Raw genomic sequence first — 16,337 nt, forward strand, 5'->3', positions numbered from 1 at the left:
CACATGAATAAACCAATTAAAGAACAAAAGGCGGTATTGATTATTCTTCTAAGCAATATATTCATTGCTTTTCTGGGAATTGGACTCATCATCCCCGTTATGCCGTCATTTATGAATATCATGCATTTATCAGGAAGTACGATGGGCTATCTGGTTGCCGTATTTGCGGTATCACAGCTTGTTATGTCACCATTCGCAGGTCGTTGGGTTGACCGTTACGGCAGAAAGAAAATCATCATCATCGGCTTATTCCTTTTTGGAGTTTCAGAACTTATCTTCGGTGTAGGGACAAACGTATCGGTGTTTTATTTATCAAGGATCCTAGGGGGAATCAGTGCCGCCTTTATCATGCCAGGTGTTACTGCATATGTTGCAGATATTACATCCGTCCAGGAAAGACCAAAAGCAATGGGCTATATTTCAGCTGCCATTAGCTTAGGTTTTATAATAGGTCCCGGTATCGGTGGCTTTATTGCAGAATATGGTATACGATTGCCCTTCTTCCTTGCGGCGGCCATTGCTTTTGTAGCTTGCCTTTCATCAATATTCATTTTAAAAGAGCCGCTTACAAAGGAACAGCTTGCAAAAGTTTCTGCCAGTACAAAGCAAACAAACTTTATAGGCGATTTAAAAAGATCACTTAATCCGCTTTACTTTATTGCGTTCATCATCGTATTTGTACTCGCTTTTGGTTTATCAGCCTATGAAACTGTGTTTAGCCTATTTTCTGATCATAAATTCGGCTTCACACCGAAGGATATTGCAATTATCATTACAATAAGCTCTATTTTCGGAGTTGTTGTGCAAGTATTTATGTTTGGAAAACTGGTGGATATTCTCGGCGAAAAGAAGCTTATCCAATTATGTTTAATCGTCGGTGCCATTTTTGCGGTAGCGTCCACTATGATTTCTAGCTTTTTGGCAGTTCTAGTGGTAACTTGCTTCATCTTCCTTGCATTTGACCTGCTTCGTCCGGCATTGACGACATTTTTATCAAAAGCTGCCGGGAAAGAACAAGGATTCGTTGCTGGAATGAACTCCACCTATACGAGCTTAGGGAATATCGCCGGGCCATCTATTGGAGGATTGCTGTTTGACGTAAACATCCACTACCCTTATCTTTTTGCTGCTGTCATTATCGTCATTGGCCTGGGCATTACAGTCATTTGGAAAGAAAACCGATTGACAGAAAGCTTAGCGAAATATTAATGTCCCGCATTGTAATTCCTTAATTTTTCAAAGTACCCTTCCTTTTCGAGCTAGAAAACTCTCAAACTTGAAAAGTGATATTCTACTAAAAAACCCCTTGTCCATATTGGCATGGGGTTTTAACTTATCCAGATAAGTTATTTTTGCTATTATTATTTAAGAGTGGGATTCTGTTTTTCATTGCTGATGATATACGCTCCAAATTAATCCTGCATTTATATCGATCTGCACGGTAGACAGATCTGACAACCCCAAGGGGTCGATTGGTATCTAGGATAAATCTTCGTTCTATCAGCAATAAAGGGGAGCCTTCGGCTACCTCGAGCATTTCCGCCTCTTTTTTTTGAGCAATGGCGGCTTCAATTACCTGTCTGCCATGCTCGATTTGTAAGCCAAAGTTTTTTTCAACATCATGAATGGAACTCACGGCTATTTCTTCCGTTAGATCCGGGGCAAGATCTTTTGAGATGTATAGCCTTTCATATGCCATCGGCAACTGATCAGCAAGCCTCACACGTTCCAGTTCGAAAATAGAAGTTCCTTCTTCAACCTCAAGCTTTGCAGCAAGTTCATGATCAGCATTGACCTCTGTAAAACTGATGACTCCTGTACTTGGTTTAAGTCCTCTTGAAATCATATCCTCTGAAAAGTTTGTTAATCCTTGCAAGGGTTGCTCTAATTTTTGTTGAGCAACGAATGTTCCTTTTCCCCGCTTCCTGTATAAATAACCGCCATTTACGAGGTTAGAAATGGCCTGTCTCACCGTCATCCTGCTTATTCCATATTTTTCAGTGTATTCTTTTTCTGAAGGAATCATCTCTCCTGGCACCAATTCAAGACTTTGAATCGCTCCTTTAATCTCCTCTTCAAGTTGATGATAAATGGGACTCGGAGAATTCTTTTGGATCATTTAGCGTACATCTTCCTTTCATCGTGATGTAAATTTTACAAGGCATCCTGTTCGGAAACATCTCAAGCTAAAATTCCGTTCGTTGACCCTATCCATGCTAATAAACACGATAAGTATAAGACTCACATTTAAGTATCCAAATTCCTTTTTGTGAATTTCAATACCGATTCCCTTGAACGTTCAATTTCATTTTTATTTTCATCATAGAATTTTGAAACGTACGCATAGAAAATAATGCTGACCGTTAGAAATTGTGCAAAAAGCGAACTTGTTGCAGCACTTCGGAATTTTGCCTCCGGTGCACGTACATGATTTAGGGACATATCAACTTTTTTAGTTAGCCCATTGTTCCCCAATCGTGATAAACCAATTGTTTTAATTCCATATGCTTTAGCAATATCAACGAGTTCCAGAACTTCTTCAGTTTCGCCACTATTGGAAATACAGAAAAAAACGGTATTCTTTGATGATGCAGCGAGTGCAGTGGCCGTAATATGCGGGTCTTGATTAGCACTTACAATCTTTCCTAACCGTAACCACTTCTGTGTAATATCTTCAGCAACAAGCCATGACGCCCCTAATCCATAGACATAAATCACATCTGCACTCCTCATGGTTTCAATGATTTTGTCAAGTACGGTCTCATCCAAATAATGTGCCGTTTCTTGTATAGCTTGGACAGAGTTGGACACTATTTTATTTTTAATGGACGCTATTGTTTCATTAGGCTCTATGTCATGGAAACCTTTTTTCTCCGGTTGGGAAATCAGTGATGATAGGGATACCTTCAGTTCTGAAAAACTGTTAACTTTTATAGAATGACAGAATCTCGTTACTGCAGAACTGCTGGCATTGGCATGTTCAGCTAATTCATGTATCGTCATTCTAATAATATCTTGTGGATTTTCTAAGATATATTGGGCAATTTTCCTTTCTGAATTAGGCAACTGGTTCAATAAGCTTTCAATTCTCAATAAAATATTTTCAACGTGCATATGGTTTACTCTCCTTGATCTTTACTTACTTTAACTGCTTCATTGCTATGTAGTAACAACCCAAGGTAGCTGATACGTCATCCAAAACAAATTTCACATTTGGTTTTTCAAGTTTAATATGATTGATGAAAGAGTTTTGCACCAATCGTATATTTGTCAATATGCTACCTTTTATTGCAATTGTAACATTCTTACTTAACTTTAACTTCTTGATAACCTCAAGCGTTTGTTTTGAAAGGTGGTACCCGGCCTGATTCAGCACATTTTGCGAGAAACCATCGCCCTTCTCCGCATGTTGGACAATTAGGGGAACAAACGCGGCAATCTCGGATTTCGTGGCGGAATAAATGAATTTCTTCAGTTCCATTACACTATGAAGCCCAAGTTTTTTAAGTATTGTCTCGGTTAAATGGCTATATTCATATCCCTCATCCTCTTCTTTCGTCATTTTTATAAAAGCCTGCATGGCAATCCAATAGCCACTTCCTTCATCCCCAAGAATGTGTCCCCAGCCACCAGCCGATTTCTCGATACCTTTATGAATGCCGATACTTACAGATCCAGTTCCGGATATGGTCAAAATGCCATCATTTCCTTTTAGTAAAGCAGCATGAGCGATAATTCCATCATTTACGATCGTGAACGGGGCATTAAATGCCCTGCTTAATGCACTTTTTATACCCTGCGGATTTTCAACTCCTCCATACCCGGCTAAACCTAAGCAAATGTAACCGCAGCTTCCCTTATCAATAGGCGTTATGCATTGTTCAATTGCCTGTATAATGTTAGCGATGGCTTGTTTTTCATTTATTAGCAGGTTACCATACCCCGCTTTGCCTTCACTTATTTTATTTCCCTCTAAATCATAGGCCACTGCTTCAGTTTTGGTGCCACCGCCGTCAACACCGATAATATAATTCATATCATTCTCCTATTCAGTAAAAAAGGGAAGGAATATCACCTTTCCTTCCCTGTAGATTCTCAATTAACATTGAATTGGAATTTACCCCATGGTTCCAAATAATCGAGGAGAAAAATTTCCTCTTCCGCTATTCGGCCAACTACATTTGTTTTCCCCGAATTATTCATTTCCTTCAATGCAATCTGCAATTCCCCTTTATATTGTCCATAGAGCTCATTTTCAATTAAAATATCACCGCGTCTAATGTCAGGCGTATATGTTGGTTTAAATTCTTTGCCCTTATATTTCACGCGTGATTGAGTCGAGCGAATAAGATAATCGGAAACATCTCCACGGTAAAAATGGAATTCTTCCAATACTATTTTTTTCTCTAAAGCTGTTATGGTTTCGTGAAGGTTAACATTAAATGTTAACAGAGCGCTATTTAACAGGCTTAGCTGCTTCAATTCATCTTCGGATGCGTAGGCATTTGCAATAATTACATCATCAATCAACCCTGTCGCATACAAGTGTTTTGCTTGTGTTGTAATGGGCAATTCCCGGTGCATTTCTAATGTACATAAACCTTCCATTATTGGCCAAGGTCCGTACGTTGCTGCATGCGAGCTTATGAAAGCTGCCGTGCGGATATTATGCTTTTTGAATGACTCACAGCATTTTATAAAATGAGGATAGCTCAATCCTGCATAGCGATGAGGATAGAAGTTATGCGATCCGACTAAATTCTCTTTAATTGGTTTGTAATCGATAATATTTTCTAAATATTTTGTTGCATTGCTCATATTTATTTCAATTTTGAGACCATATGGATTATGTGTCATAATCGACTCTTCGTTACCTGTAAAGCCCATGTCCAGCCTGATCCCATACGCACCTAATTCTGCAAAAAACGATAAGTCATTATAAGAAATGCCTAGCGAACCGAATACTCGGGGAGCAATATCGACCATCACTTCCATATTCAATTGATTGGCATAACGAATTGTTTCTTTAAATTCTTTTAAAATCTTCTCTTTGTCACCTTCGACTGATAGCAAGCAAGTAAAGATCTTTTTGAATCCATATTTGTGTGCAAGTGCAATGTATTCCATGTCTTTTTCAACGGTTGAATGCTCTGGATAGATAGAAATACCGAGTTTACCCATTATTTAATCACCTCTTTACTGTTGTGGAGCTAGCTTTTTTACAATGCGAATCATATGTTCAATTAGCTTTTGTTCACTCATTGCCGTCATCAAGTGATCCTGAGCATGAATCATTAATAGAGTTTTCTCACTTGGAACTCCATTCAATTCTGCTTGAATCAGTTTGGTTTGTGTTTTATGGGCCAAGTTCAATTCTTCCTGACCTTGTTTAATTAGATCCTCTGCCTTTTCAAAATTGAATTCTTCCGCTTCTTTCAGTGCGTCGAATGCTAAACTTCTCGCATTTCCACTATGTGATATTATTTCAAAAATCTCCATTTCGTTATTGTTCATTTCAGTTGACATATCATTAAACTCCTATTTTATGTTAGATTTTGAAGGTTCATTGGATTCCTGTAATCCATATTTACTGTTTAAAACACCATTCACTTGATGTTTGGTACAGCATTTTCACTGAAGAATCGTGGTAAGTATTCTTGATGCGCTTTTAAAAGTTTTTGTAAAACAATTTCCGCCAAGTCATCACTTGGAATAAGCGGGTTAATCGTTAAAGCTAATAACGCTTTATCATAAGAACCTGTAACGGCTGCCTCAGCACCAATTCTTTCAAATGATTTGATTTGTTGAATTAAGCCAAGCACTTGTATGGGTAACTTACCCATAGACAAAGGAATTGGTCCATTTTTGGTGACGATACAGCTTACTTCGACTGCTGAATCATAATCTATATCAGTAATCGATCCTTTGTTTTGTACATTTAGCACTTGAATGTCTTTTTTATCATTATAAATGGAAGAAATGACGTTACACGCTGCATCGCTATAGTAAGCTCCACCGCGTTGCTCTAATTGTGGAGGCTTGATGTCAAGGGTTTCATCCTTGTATAGGTCAAACAAACCTTCTTCTAATTTTTTCACAACTTCTGCTCGAGTTTCCCCAGATTTGAATGCTTCCAACTCTTCTTCTAAAATCGTTTTTGTTTTGTAATAATAACGATGGTACGGGCAAGGCACCACTCCTAAAGATTTCAAAAATCTTCTGTTCCAAGCCAATGGGGCAATATTCTTCATCGTCAATTGAATTTCAGGATTGCCAAGCATTTCAAGCACTTTATCTGTGACTTCTTGATCATCAACGAACACATGCATCCCGAAAACCATATGGTTTAACCCGGCGAAATCTATGTGCACTCTCTTCATATCAACACCAAGCATGTTAGAAATAGACATATGCATATTAAATGGAACATTGCATACCCCAATGACTTTTTTATGCTTACTGTAGCGGAGAAGGGCTTCCGTTACCATCCCAGCAGGATTTGTGAAATTAATTAACCATGCATCAGGGCAGAGCTCCTGCATTTCTTCTGCAATTTCCAGAAGTATGGGGATAGTTCGTAATGCTTTGGACAATCCTCCTGCACCATTTGTTTCTTGACCAATTAAGCCTAATTCCAATGGGATCCGCTCGTCCTTGATTCGTGCATCAAGTAAACCCACTCTCATTTGCGTTGTGACAAAATCAGCATTTTGCAAGGCTTGTCGGCGGTCTAACGTTAAATGTATTTCCATTGGAAGTCCTGCTTTTTCAACCATACGCTTTGCTAATGTTCCTACAATCTCCAGTTTTTCTTTTCCTGCCTCAATATCCACTAACCACAGTTCTCTAATAGGCAACTCATCATATCGTTTAATAAAACCTTCTATTAATTCTGGTGTATAACTGGAGCCTCCACCAATTGTGGCAATCTTCAACCCGTTTTTCATTTCCATTCCCCTAACACCTCATAGTAAGCTAATCTGAATTCTTCATATTTATTTATAGATGATTGCATAACAAACCAGTGCGCTTACCGCTAATAAAGACAAGAATAATAGTGATGCTTGTTTCTTGTTTTTAAACTTACCTTCAACAAAACAAACAACCATCGTCAATCCTGCGCTTATGGCAAAGGTATTTCCCAAGTATAGTGATAATTGTTTATTTATCTCAAAGGCATCCATGAATCTGTTAAAGATAAAATTAAAAACAAGAATGAAGCTAAAAAATAGAAAGGCACTTTTGTAACTAAAAAAGTGGATTCTAGAAGTTGAATTCATGTCCTTTCCCCCCTCTCAATTCATAAAAGGAGTTTGGAGCATTTAGTCCCAAACTCCCTTTTAGGTATTCCTTATAAAGCGATATTTTTATTATCCGTTGTTTCCACCATGTTTTCCTGCGCTAAAAGCTTTTTATCGTACATCTTAAAGAATGGCAGATAAATAATAACGGAAATAGTTAAATTCACCATCACTAGAACAATGGCTCTCCAATCACCGCCTGTTGAAAGGTAGGCACCTATTGGAGCGGGCAATGTCCAGGGAACCATTACATATGTCGGGTTCACCAGTCCGATGGACGTTGCTATATATGCAAGTGTTGCACCAATTAGCGGTGTAATGATAAATGGAATAATCAGTACCGGGTTTAGTACAATTGGCATCCCAAAGATGACAGGTTCATTGATGTTAAAAATGCTTGGCACAATTGTTGCTTTCCCCATTGCTTTACTATAGGTAGACTTTGCCGTTAAGAGCATGGCTATTACTAAACCCAATGTTGCACCAGACCCACCAATCCAAATAAACCATTGGAAGAATGTTTCAGGAGCGATGTGGGGAATTGCCTTTCCAGCTGCAACCGCTGCAGAGTTATTCCCCAAGTATACTTCCCATACCGGGCGAGCTACGGCACCTACGACTGATACGCCATGAATACCAAATGACCAAAAGAATGTAATCAAAAATACTGGAATTAATACACCTGGCAATGTATCGCCTGCACTGATGAGTGGTGCAACCGCTTTATCGACAAGTGAATGTAAATCAACAGCAAAAACGACAGTAATTAAAGTCATAACAAGCAGTACAATTGAAACTGGTATTAATGCTTCAAATGAACGGGCCACTGAAGTTGGAACAGAATCAGGCATTTTGATTGTGATATTTTTTGTCTTACAAAGACGTAAAATTTCGACAGCAAAAATGGATACAATCATTCCTACAAAAAGACCATGGCCTCCGAGATTTGTCATTGGCAAAACAAACCCCACATCATCCATCATCTTTACACCAATTGTGAACAGGAAGGCTGCTAATGATAGTAAACCTCCAGATAGCGGATCAAGTTTATAGCTTTGAGATAAACTGTAGCCTATACCAAAAGTAATATATAGCGTCATGATAAACATCGTTAATCGATATGGAATTAAAATTTCAGCTATATGTTTTGCAGACCATTCACCTAATGCAGTATCTGCTGCAACGGGCGGAAATGCAATGATCAAGAATAAACTGCCAAAGATGATGAAAGGTAACGCAGAAACCACACCATCCCGAATCGCGCGTAAATGTTTTTGCTCAGACAATTTAGCCATAGGTGTTGAAAGATTATTTTCTAAAAAAGCTACAAACTTGTCCATTCGTGTTTTCCCCTTTTACGTTTAGTGAAAAGAAATAGTAATTAGTTTATTATTTTGCTAGTTCCGTTACCAGTTTTAATAGTTTAGGTCCGCCAAGAGGGCTGTAAGCTTGGGCTGGAATGGCTTCACATGGGACGCCCGCTTCATCTGCCGATGCCTTAAAGCCATCGAAACGATGTTTGACTTGCGGAGCTACCATCGCAACATCCCAGCCATTTCGTACTTCTGCATCAAATTCTTGAGTGCCGACTGCCAATACTTCTATGGTTACACCCTGTTTTTCCCCTTCCTTTTTTAAAGCGCTTACAACGATTGCACTAGACATTCCACCTGAGCATACGAATAATACCTTCATTCTTTGTTCCTCCAATTTTTTTATTTTTTTTATAAAAAGCGTTAAATCGTTTTTCTTATGAATCCTTGTGCTTTCACTAAACGATTTGAGGCTTCTTCATATGAAACATTCGTTAAAATCATGACAATTGCAATTTTAGGCTGGGCATTTGCCTTTTTTAAAAATTCATCTGCAATTTCATAGCTACAGTCAGTAGCATCCATGATAATACGTTTTGCGCGTTCAACTAGCTTTTCATTAGTTAACTGTAAATCTACCATTAAATTACCATAAACTTTACCAACTCCAACCATTGAGGCGGTGGAAAGCATGTTGCATACTAACTTTTGCGATGTTCCAGCTTTTAAACGGGTAGAACCCGTCAGGACTTCAGGCCCGTTTACAACTTCAATCGCAACTTTTGCAATCTTACCTATCTCAGAACCTTTGTTACAGCTTATCGACACAGTTCCTGCACCAACTTGATTGGCATATTCCAATCCAGCAATAACATATGGAGTGCGTCCACTAGCTGCAATGCCCACTACCACGTCCCTGTTTGTTAATTCGATTTTCTTCAAATCTTCAGGACCTAATTCAAAACTGTCTTCAGCACCTTCAACTGCCTTAATGAAAGCCTTTTCCCCACCGGCTATAAGACCCACTACTTCACTAGGATCGGTATTGAATGTCGGGGGACATTCTACTGCATCCAATAACCCGATGCGCCCGCTTGTTCCTGCACCCATGTAAATTAATCTGCCGTTTTTTTTCATGGCTTCGACGATCATCTCCACGGCTTTAGAAATTTGCGGAAGTTCTTTTTTTACACAATGGGCAACTTTAATGTCTTCTTCGTTCATTACCTCTAAAAATTCAAGTGTTCCCATTTCATCCAAACTCATGGTCTTTTCATTACGACGCTCTGTCGTTAAATGCTCTAGCATACATATCATCCTTTTTTATTTCAGTGGTGAAAGTGGTGAAACTTTTTTAGCTATAGAGAATATATCATTATTAAAAATTAATTTCAATATTGTGTATACATTTTTAAAAATTAATTTTAAAATAAACGGTAGATAGCTAAATGATTGTTATCTTTCTACTAAAAATTAGAAATGATTGACTAGCCATTTTATGAACCAAACCTCCGATTCTTTTTATTGTTTAAATCTTATCTCACTATTCATATGTAACAAATTCATATATTCATTATTTGTTAACGCTTACAAATAATTAAATATAAATATTATAATGAAATGAGGTTGTACTATTGATGAATGAAAGAATTACAAAGACAAGATTTGGTTCACTGGCGCTAGCCGCTTTGGTGGGAGGATCACTTCTCCTTCCATCCGATTTGATTGCACATGCAGAAACGGGGACTATCCCTCAGCAAACTACTTATGTAAAACAGGAACTGCGCGCAACTTGGATTGCAACTGTATTAAATATTGACTGGCCGTCCAAACCAGGTTTATCCATATCAGCACAGAAAGAAGAATTCATAAAATATTTGGATGAACAAAAAGCAATGGGGATGAATGCTGTAGTTATGCAAATTAAACCAACTGCAGATGCTTTTTACCCTTCTGAATACGGTCTTTGGTCAAAATATTTAACAGGAGTCCAAGGAAAAGACCCTGGGTATGACCCTCTTGCATTCATGGTAGAGGCAGCACATGATCGTAATATGGAATTTCATGCATGGTTTAATCCATATCGCATTACTATGCCTTTAGGTAAGACAGCTGAATTATCGGATATTGATAATCTTCCAGAATCTCATCCTGCTAGAAAGCACCCTGATTGGGTCATACCATATGGACAACAGTTGTACTTTGACCCAGGCATTCCTGGCGTACAACGGTTTGTGATCGATGGAATAATGGAAGTTGTTAAGAATTATGATATTGATGCAGTCCATATGGACGATTATTTCTATCCTTACAAAATTGCAGGAGTACCTTTCCCAGATGAAATTTCCTATCAAAAATATGGAGCAGATAGATTTACAAATGTGGAAGATTGGCGAAGGGATAATGTAAATAACCTTGTTAAGAATATAAATGAAGAAATCAAGGCAGAAAAATCATATGTGAAGTTTGGTATAAGCCCATTTGGAGTTTGGCGCAACAAAGCAGTTGATCCCACAGGATCTGACACTGCCGCTGGACAAACGAATTACGATGATTTATATGCGGATACCAGAACGTGGATCAATAATGGATACATTGATTATATTGCCCCTCAATTATATTGGAATATAGGATTGCCAGTAGCTGACTATGCCAAACTTCTTGATTGGTGGACAAAAGAAGTCGAAGGTAAAAATGTTCAACTCTATATTGGACAAGGAGACTATAAAATTAATACAGAGTCCAATGGTGTCCAAAACTGGTTCAATCCTGAAGAAATGCCAAACCAGTTAAAACTGAATCGAACATATAAGGAATTTGATGGAAGCATGCATTTCAGTGCCAAAGATTTACGGAAAAACCCCCTTGGGATAGCGGATCGCTTAAGCGAGGATATTTATAAGCATCCCGCATTGGTTCCTGCCATGCCTTGGATTGATGATCATGCCCCAAAGGCTCCAAAGGTGAGCAAGGCAACACAAGCAGGAGATGGAATACAATTTGAAATTCACGATCACAAGCAATCAGATGCATCCTATTATGCTATTTATCGTTTTGATGGGAAGAAAAAAGGAAACATAGAAGACTCAACGAACTTACTTGCCACAGTGCATAAAGAAAATAAACGTCAATTGTTTATTGACGGCAGTGTAGAAAAAGGAAAGACTTACACATATGTTGTGACTGCCTTAGACCGAACCCACAATGAAAGTAAACAAACTAAACAGATTAATATAAAAGTAAAATAATCTTCAAGAAATAGCTTTACAGTTCAAGTGGCGCATGTCAGTGAACAATGGACGTAAGGTATATATTAAACAATATATTAGAAATGGTCTTATCTTAGTATCATATACTGTTCATGCTAAATCAGGATTATAAAAGAATCGAAGTAGGTGGAATGACGATGTACATAGTTGGATTAATGTCCGGAACATCGCTGGATGGAATTGATGCCGCACTTGTTCGGGTGAATAATAGTGGACTCGAGACTGAAATGGAAATGATTGAGTTCATGACATGCCCTTTCCCAAAGGATATTGAAAAAGAAATTATCCAGTCTTTATCTGCAGTCACATCCAATGTTCAATTAATATGCAGTTTGAATTTTAAATTAGGAAAATTATTTGCCACTGCGGTAAAGGAAGTTTGTCATAAAGCTGGATTTCCCATTAATAAACTGGATCTAATTGGATCCCATGGACAAACCATTTACCACCAGCCTTTAAAGGACCAAAATTATATACCCTCCACTTTGCAAATTGGGGAAGCCGCAGTAATTGCTCACGATACAAACACACTTGTAATCTCTAATTTTCGTACGATGGACATGGCAGCTGGTGGACAAGGAGCTCCTCTTGTTCCTTTTACCGAATACATTCTTTATAGAAGTGAAGTGAAGGGAAGATTACTTCAAAACATAGGGGGCATTGGAAATGTAACCGTCTTACCCAAGCAAGCATCTCTTAATGACATGTATGCTTTTGATACAGGGCCTGGAAATATGATCATTGATGAAGTATGCCGCCAATTGTTCAATATAAGCTATGACGAAGGTGGTAACATAGCTAAACAAGGAAAAATCAATGACGAACTTTTATCTTATTGCATCAGTCATCCTTTTATTATGAGCCCTCCTCCAAAATCAACTGGCAGGGAATTGTTTGGCAAGGAATATGTATTAAAACTATTAAAGATGTTTGAATCACTTCCAAGTCAAGATATTTTAGCAACAGTAACGATGTTTACAGCAAAGTCCATTGTGGAGAACTATCGAAATTTCATCTTTCCAAAAACCAATATTGAAGAAGTGATTATTGGCGGCGGTGGAAGCTATAACAAAACGTTATTAAATATGATTCAATTACTGCTTGGAAATTCTATTCAAGTCTTGACTCAAGAAGATTTGGGATACTCTTCCGAAGCGAAAGAAGCGGTGGCCTTTGCATTACTTGCAAATGAGACTTTCCATGGTAATACAAGTAACGTTCCCAAGGCTACCGGTGCTGACTTCGATGTCATCCTTGGAAACATGACCTTCCCTCCTTTATATCGAATTAGTAAGTAAACATAAGATAAAATATGTTTAATAAATGCCTCCCTTCCCCCTTAGATTTCTTAGGGGGTTTTTTCATTTGATCCGTCATAAATTCACTTTAATGGCAATCACCTAGTATGATTGCGATCCCCCTTACATATCTGTATACGTCCCCCCCACTTGGAGTATTTATTCTGAAGCAGCTATTTGAAGAAAATAACGTCATATTTGGATTTGCCATTGAAGGAACGTATGCTTTTTAACCATTGGAAAAGAGCAGGAGGCACATCGATATTTGATGTGCCTTCTGCTCTTTTTTTTGCCTGAAGAATCATGACGGACTCTTCTATTTTATTTACTTACCAAGCTGCATGGAGACATACTTCACTTCCAAATATTCATCCATGCCGTAGTGTCCACCTTCCCTGCCTAAACCACTTTCCTTCATGCCTCCAAATGGTGCTTGGGCAGTGGATGGGGCACTGTCATTAATACCGATAATCCCATATTCAAGACTATCCGAATAGGCAACTGCCTTATTTAATGACTCGGTATACACATAAGCTGCCAAGCCAAAATTCGTGTTATTGGCACGATCGATCGCTTCTTGATCGGTTTTGAATGTACTGACTGGCGCAATTGGCCCAAATGTTTCTTCCTGCATGCACAGCATATCATCCGTTACATTGGAAAGTATGGCTGGTGCTATAAAATAGCCTTGTTTTTCATCTACTTTTGAGGTTTTATGGATGATAGCCCCTTTACTTGCAGCATCCTCTAATTGAAACTGAACTTTTTTTACTGCGGCTCCATCTATCAATGGACCAAGATCGGTTCCTTCCATTCCATTTCCAACCTTCAAAGTTAAGACGGCTTCTTCGAAAGCTTCTAAAAACGGCTGTTCAATTGTCTCATGGACATATATTCGGTTCGCACAAATACATGTTTGTCCAGCATTTCTGAATTTCGATTGAATCAAACCATTTACTGCTTCTTCGATATTAGCATCCTCAGCAATGATGAACGGAGCCAATCCACCGAGTTCAAGCGAGACTTTTTTTACTGTTTCTGCCGCCTTTTTCATTAGATGTTTTCCTACAGGAGTGGAGCCAGTAAATGTGATCTTTTTAACACGTGAATCATTCATCCAGACGTCTGACACATCTCCCGGTTTTTGTGTTGTTACAATATTTATCACACCTGCCGGAATCCCTGCTTCCTGGGCACTCTCAACTAATAGCAAAGCGGTCAAAGGTGTTTGTTCCGCGGGTTTGATGACCACGGTACATCCTGCAGCAAGGGCTGGCGCCACTTTCCTCGTGATCATGGCAGCAGGAAAGTTCCACGGGGTAATGGCAGCAACGACACCGACTGCCTGCTTTTGCACTAAAATACGCTTTGAAGCAACAGAGGCTGGAATGATTTCCCCATAGTTACGCTTTGCCTCTTCAGCAAACCATTTCACGAAACTTGAAGCATATTTCATTTCACCTTTTGCTTCGGCCAATGGCTTTCCTTGTTCCAGTGTCATGATCGTTGCGATTTCATCCAGCCTGTTCTCAATGATCGTGTACCACTTCTCAAGTAATTCAGCCCTATGATATGCACTGGTTCTCGACCAAGTCAGAAAAGCAGCTTGAGCTGCATCCACAGCAGCCTTTGCCTCTTTTTCATTAGCGTCCGGAACATACCCCACAGGCTCCAATGTTGCTGGATTTTCCACTACAAAATGACGCTCTGTATGAACAGGTTCGCCGTTTATATAAATTGGCCATTTTTCCACTACTTTTTTCATCCTGCTTTAATCTCCTCTTCTTCTGCATGATCTGTAAAAGTCTTATCATTCTCACCTTTGAAAAAGTCCTTGCCATATAGAAGGACACATAATAGAATTCCCGCTGCAAACGCCATTCCAGCACCTTTTATAACAAGGATGGCAGCGACGACCCCTGCAATTCCCAGGTCACGTTGGCTCTTCGCCTGCATCACACCGACGCGTACGCTAACATATCCTTGAACCAAAAGCGTTAGGGCCAAGGCCACACCGAGAATTGGTTCAACCAAGCTGACTACCGGCAATAAGAATAACCCTGTATTCGTACCCCAACGGAACGAGCCAGCACCGCCGAAGAAAGAATTCATGGCTTTCTTGCCATTCTTGAACCGTTCTACAACCACGACCTGCATGGCTGCCCACAACGGACCGCACATTGTTATATCAGGTCCGATAAAACTCATGATCACATTTCGGCCGCCAAAAATTAAATGAGCTCTGTTTGGATTATAGTCCACTTTTTCATCTTCCCTGACCTCATCTGATTCAGAAAGCAATGCTTTTGTTTTCAGCACATCCCCGAATACAACTAAATAAGTGGCAAAAACAGCTGGAGTCGCACTTAAAAAGAAGGTCAAGGCAGGGAAACCTAAACCGAACACAGTATAGTCCGACCAAAGCGTAGCAAAGTCCGGACTGCTGAATCCCCATTGAATATCAGGCCATTTTGCTTCACCAAAAATAGGGGCTACAAAGACCGCAAGCAAGATTGCTGGCAATATCCCTAAATTGCCTATGAATACCCAAACTTTGTTTCGCATTTTTAACTTTCCGAAATTTTTCGAAAAAAGCAAGTAAAAGGCAAATCCGATACAAATGCTTATTGTATAAGGAAATAAATCAAACTTTCCACCCACTTCGAAAATGGATACGACAGCACCAATTCCTGCCCCTAAAATGATGCCTGATTTAATTGCATTCGGCACTAATCGTACGACCTTACTGGCAAGTCCGGTCATTCCAAGCACTATCGATAAAATACCTAATGTTAATTGAAATGCAACGAGTGCATAGACCCGATCAGGTCCTTCCGGAAATTGCCCGACGAACAATACAAGCAATGGAACCGCAGGTGTAATCCAACCTGGTATAACTGGGTCCCCGAGTAAATGATGTGCTAAATACAATAATCCATTCAAGACAACGACGGCTAGAGCTACATCAAAAGGCATCCCCAGATGGTCTGCAAGCAGTGTAATCGCTCCAAGGTCAACTGCACACATCAATAACCCTTGAACATAGTCAGGCCACTCAAAACGATAATGGACAAATGGAAGTCTAATTTTAAAAGGTCCCGCAGGTATATACGATGTCTCATCTCCGTAGCGACGGTTTTTCCATTTCATATTGTT

Annotated in this window: 15 protein-coding genes; 3 read left to right on the top strand and 12 right to left on the bottom strand. The window is 39.2% G+C overall.

Features of this window, described 5'->3' with window-relative positions; translation table 11 throughout:
• The first annotated feature begins 3 nt into the window (after positions 1-3).
• A complete protein-coding gene (locus AC3ISB_RS16995) occupies positions 4-1,209 on the top strand; it encodes an MFS transporter (protein WP_098370653.1) in 1,206 nt (401 codons plus the stop codon).
• A 124-nt stretch (positions 1,210-1,333) separates the two neighbouring features.
• Here the strand turns inward: AC3ISB_RS16995 and AC3ISB_RS17000 are convergent, their stop codons facing one another.
• The 10 genes from AC3ISB_RS17000 to murQ form a co-directional block, all read right to left on the bottom strand.
• Positions 1,334-2,119 (bottom strand): GntR family transcriptional regulator, encoded by a 786-nt coding sequence (locus AC3ISB_RS17000; protein ID WP_489273760.1) that lies wholly within the window; start codon positions 2,117-2,119, stop codon positions 1,334-1,336.
• Positions 2,120-2,247: 128 nt separating this feature from the next.
• Complete coding sequence (locus tag AC3ISB_RS17005) at positions 2,248-3,114, bottom strand: MurR/RpiR family transcriptional regulator (protein ID WP_098370655.1); 867 nt, start codon at positions 3,112-3,114, stop codon at positions 2,248-2,250.
• Positions 3,115-3,139: 25 nt separating this feature from the next.
• On the bottom strand, positions 3,140-4,036 hold the full coding sequence (locus tag AC3ISB_RS17010) for an N-acetylglucosamine kinase (protein WP_489273761.1): 897 nt from the start codon (positions 4,034-4,036) through the stop codon (positions 3,140-3,142).
• A gap of 59 nt (positions 4,037-4,095) precedes the next feature.
• The gene (locus tag AC3ISB_RS17015; protein ID WP_098370657.1) at positions 4,096-5,181 is read right to left on the bottom strand and encodes a DUF871 domain-containing protein; all 1,086 of its coding nucleotides are present in this window, start codon (positions 5,179-5,181) and stop codon (positions 4,096-4,098) included.
• Positions 5,182-5,196: 15 nt separating this feature from the next.
• Positions 5,197-5,526, bottom strand: coding sequence for a PTS lactose/cellobiose transporter subunit IIA (locus tag AC3ISB_RS17020; protein ID WP_098370658.1), 330 nt, complete (start codon positions 5,524-5,526; stop codon positions 5,197-5,199).
• An 80-nt stretch (positions 5,527-5,606) separates the two neighbouring features.
• Positions 5,607-6,953 (bottom strand): 6-phospho-beta-glucosidase, encoded by a 1,347-nt coding sequence (locus AC3ISB_RS17025; protein ID WP_430097089.1) that lies wholly within the window; start codon positions 6,951-6,953, stop codon positions 5,607-5,609.
• 42 nt (positions 6,954-6,995) lie between these two features.
• Positions 6,996-7,280: a hypothetical protein gene (locus AC3ISB_RS17030; RefSeq protein ID WP_098370660.1), complete on the bottom strand. Its 285-nt coding sequence runs from the start codon at positions 7,278-7,280 to the stop codon at positions 6,996-6,998.
• 71 nt (positions 7,281-7,351) lie between these two features.
• Complete coding sequence (locus AC3ISB_RS17035; protein WP_098370661.1) at positions 7,352-8,641, bottom strand: PTS sugar transporter subunit IIC; 1,290 nt, start codon at positions 8,639-8,641, stop codon at positions 7,352-7,354.
• Between the two features lie 49 nt (positions 8,642-8,690).
• On the bottom strand, positions 8,691-8,996 hold the full coding sequence (locus AC3ISB_RS17040) for a PTS sugar transporter subunit IIB (protein ID WP_061463755.1): 306 nt from the start codon (positions 8,994-8,996) through the stop codon (positions 8,691-8,693).
• Between the two features lie 41 nt (positions 8,997-9,037).
• Positions 9,038-9,922, bottom strand: coding sequence for an N-acetylmuramic acid 6-phosphate etherase (gene murQ / locus AC3ISB_RS17045; RefSeq protein WP_098370662.1), 885 nt, complete (start codon positions 9,920-9,922; stop codon positions 9,038-9,040).
• Positions 9,923-10,251: 329 nt separating this feature from the next.
• On the opposite strand from murQ, the gene AC3ISB_RS17050 reads away from it, so the two are divergent.
• A complete protein-coding gene (locus AC3ISB_RS17050; protein WP_430097088.1) occupies positions 10,252-11,862 on the top strand; it encodes a glycoside hydrolase family 10-like protein in 1,611 nt (536 codons plus the stop codon).
• 158 nt (positions 11,863-12,020) lie between these two features.
• Positions 12,021-13,181, top strand: a complete 1,161-nt coding sequence (gene anmK, locus AC3ISB_RS17055; protein ID WP_480338729.1) for an anhydro-N-acetylmuramic acid kinase AnmK — start codon at positions 12,021-12,023, stop codon at positions 13,179-13,181.
• A 325-nt stretch (positions 13,182-13,506) separates the two neighbouring features.
• Here the strand turns inward: anmK and AC3ISB_RS17060 are convergent, their stop codons facing one another.
• Positions 13,507-14,946: an NAD-dependent succinate-semialdehyde dehydrogenase gene (locus AC3ISB_RS17060; RefSeq protein WP_489273762.1), complete on the bottom strand. Its 1,440-nt coding sequence runs from the start codon at positions 14,944-14,946 to the stop codon at positions 13,507-13,509.
• Positions 14,943-16,331, bottom strand: coding sequence for a hypothetical protein (locus AC3ISB_RS17065; RefSeq protein WP_489273763.1), 1,389 nt, complete (start codon positions 16,329-16,331; stop codon positions 14,943-14,945). Before AC3ISB_RS17065 ends, AC3ISB_RS17060 begins: the two co-directional genes overlap by 4 nt.
• Positions 16,332-16,337 lie beyond the last annotated feature (6 nt).

The organism is Peribacillus sp. GL_122 (assembly GCF_057835005.1).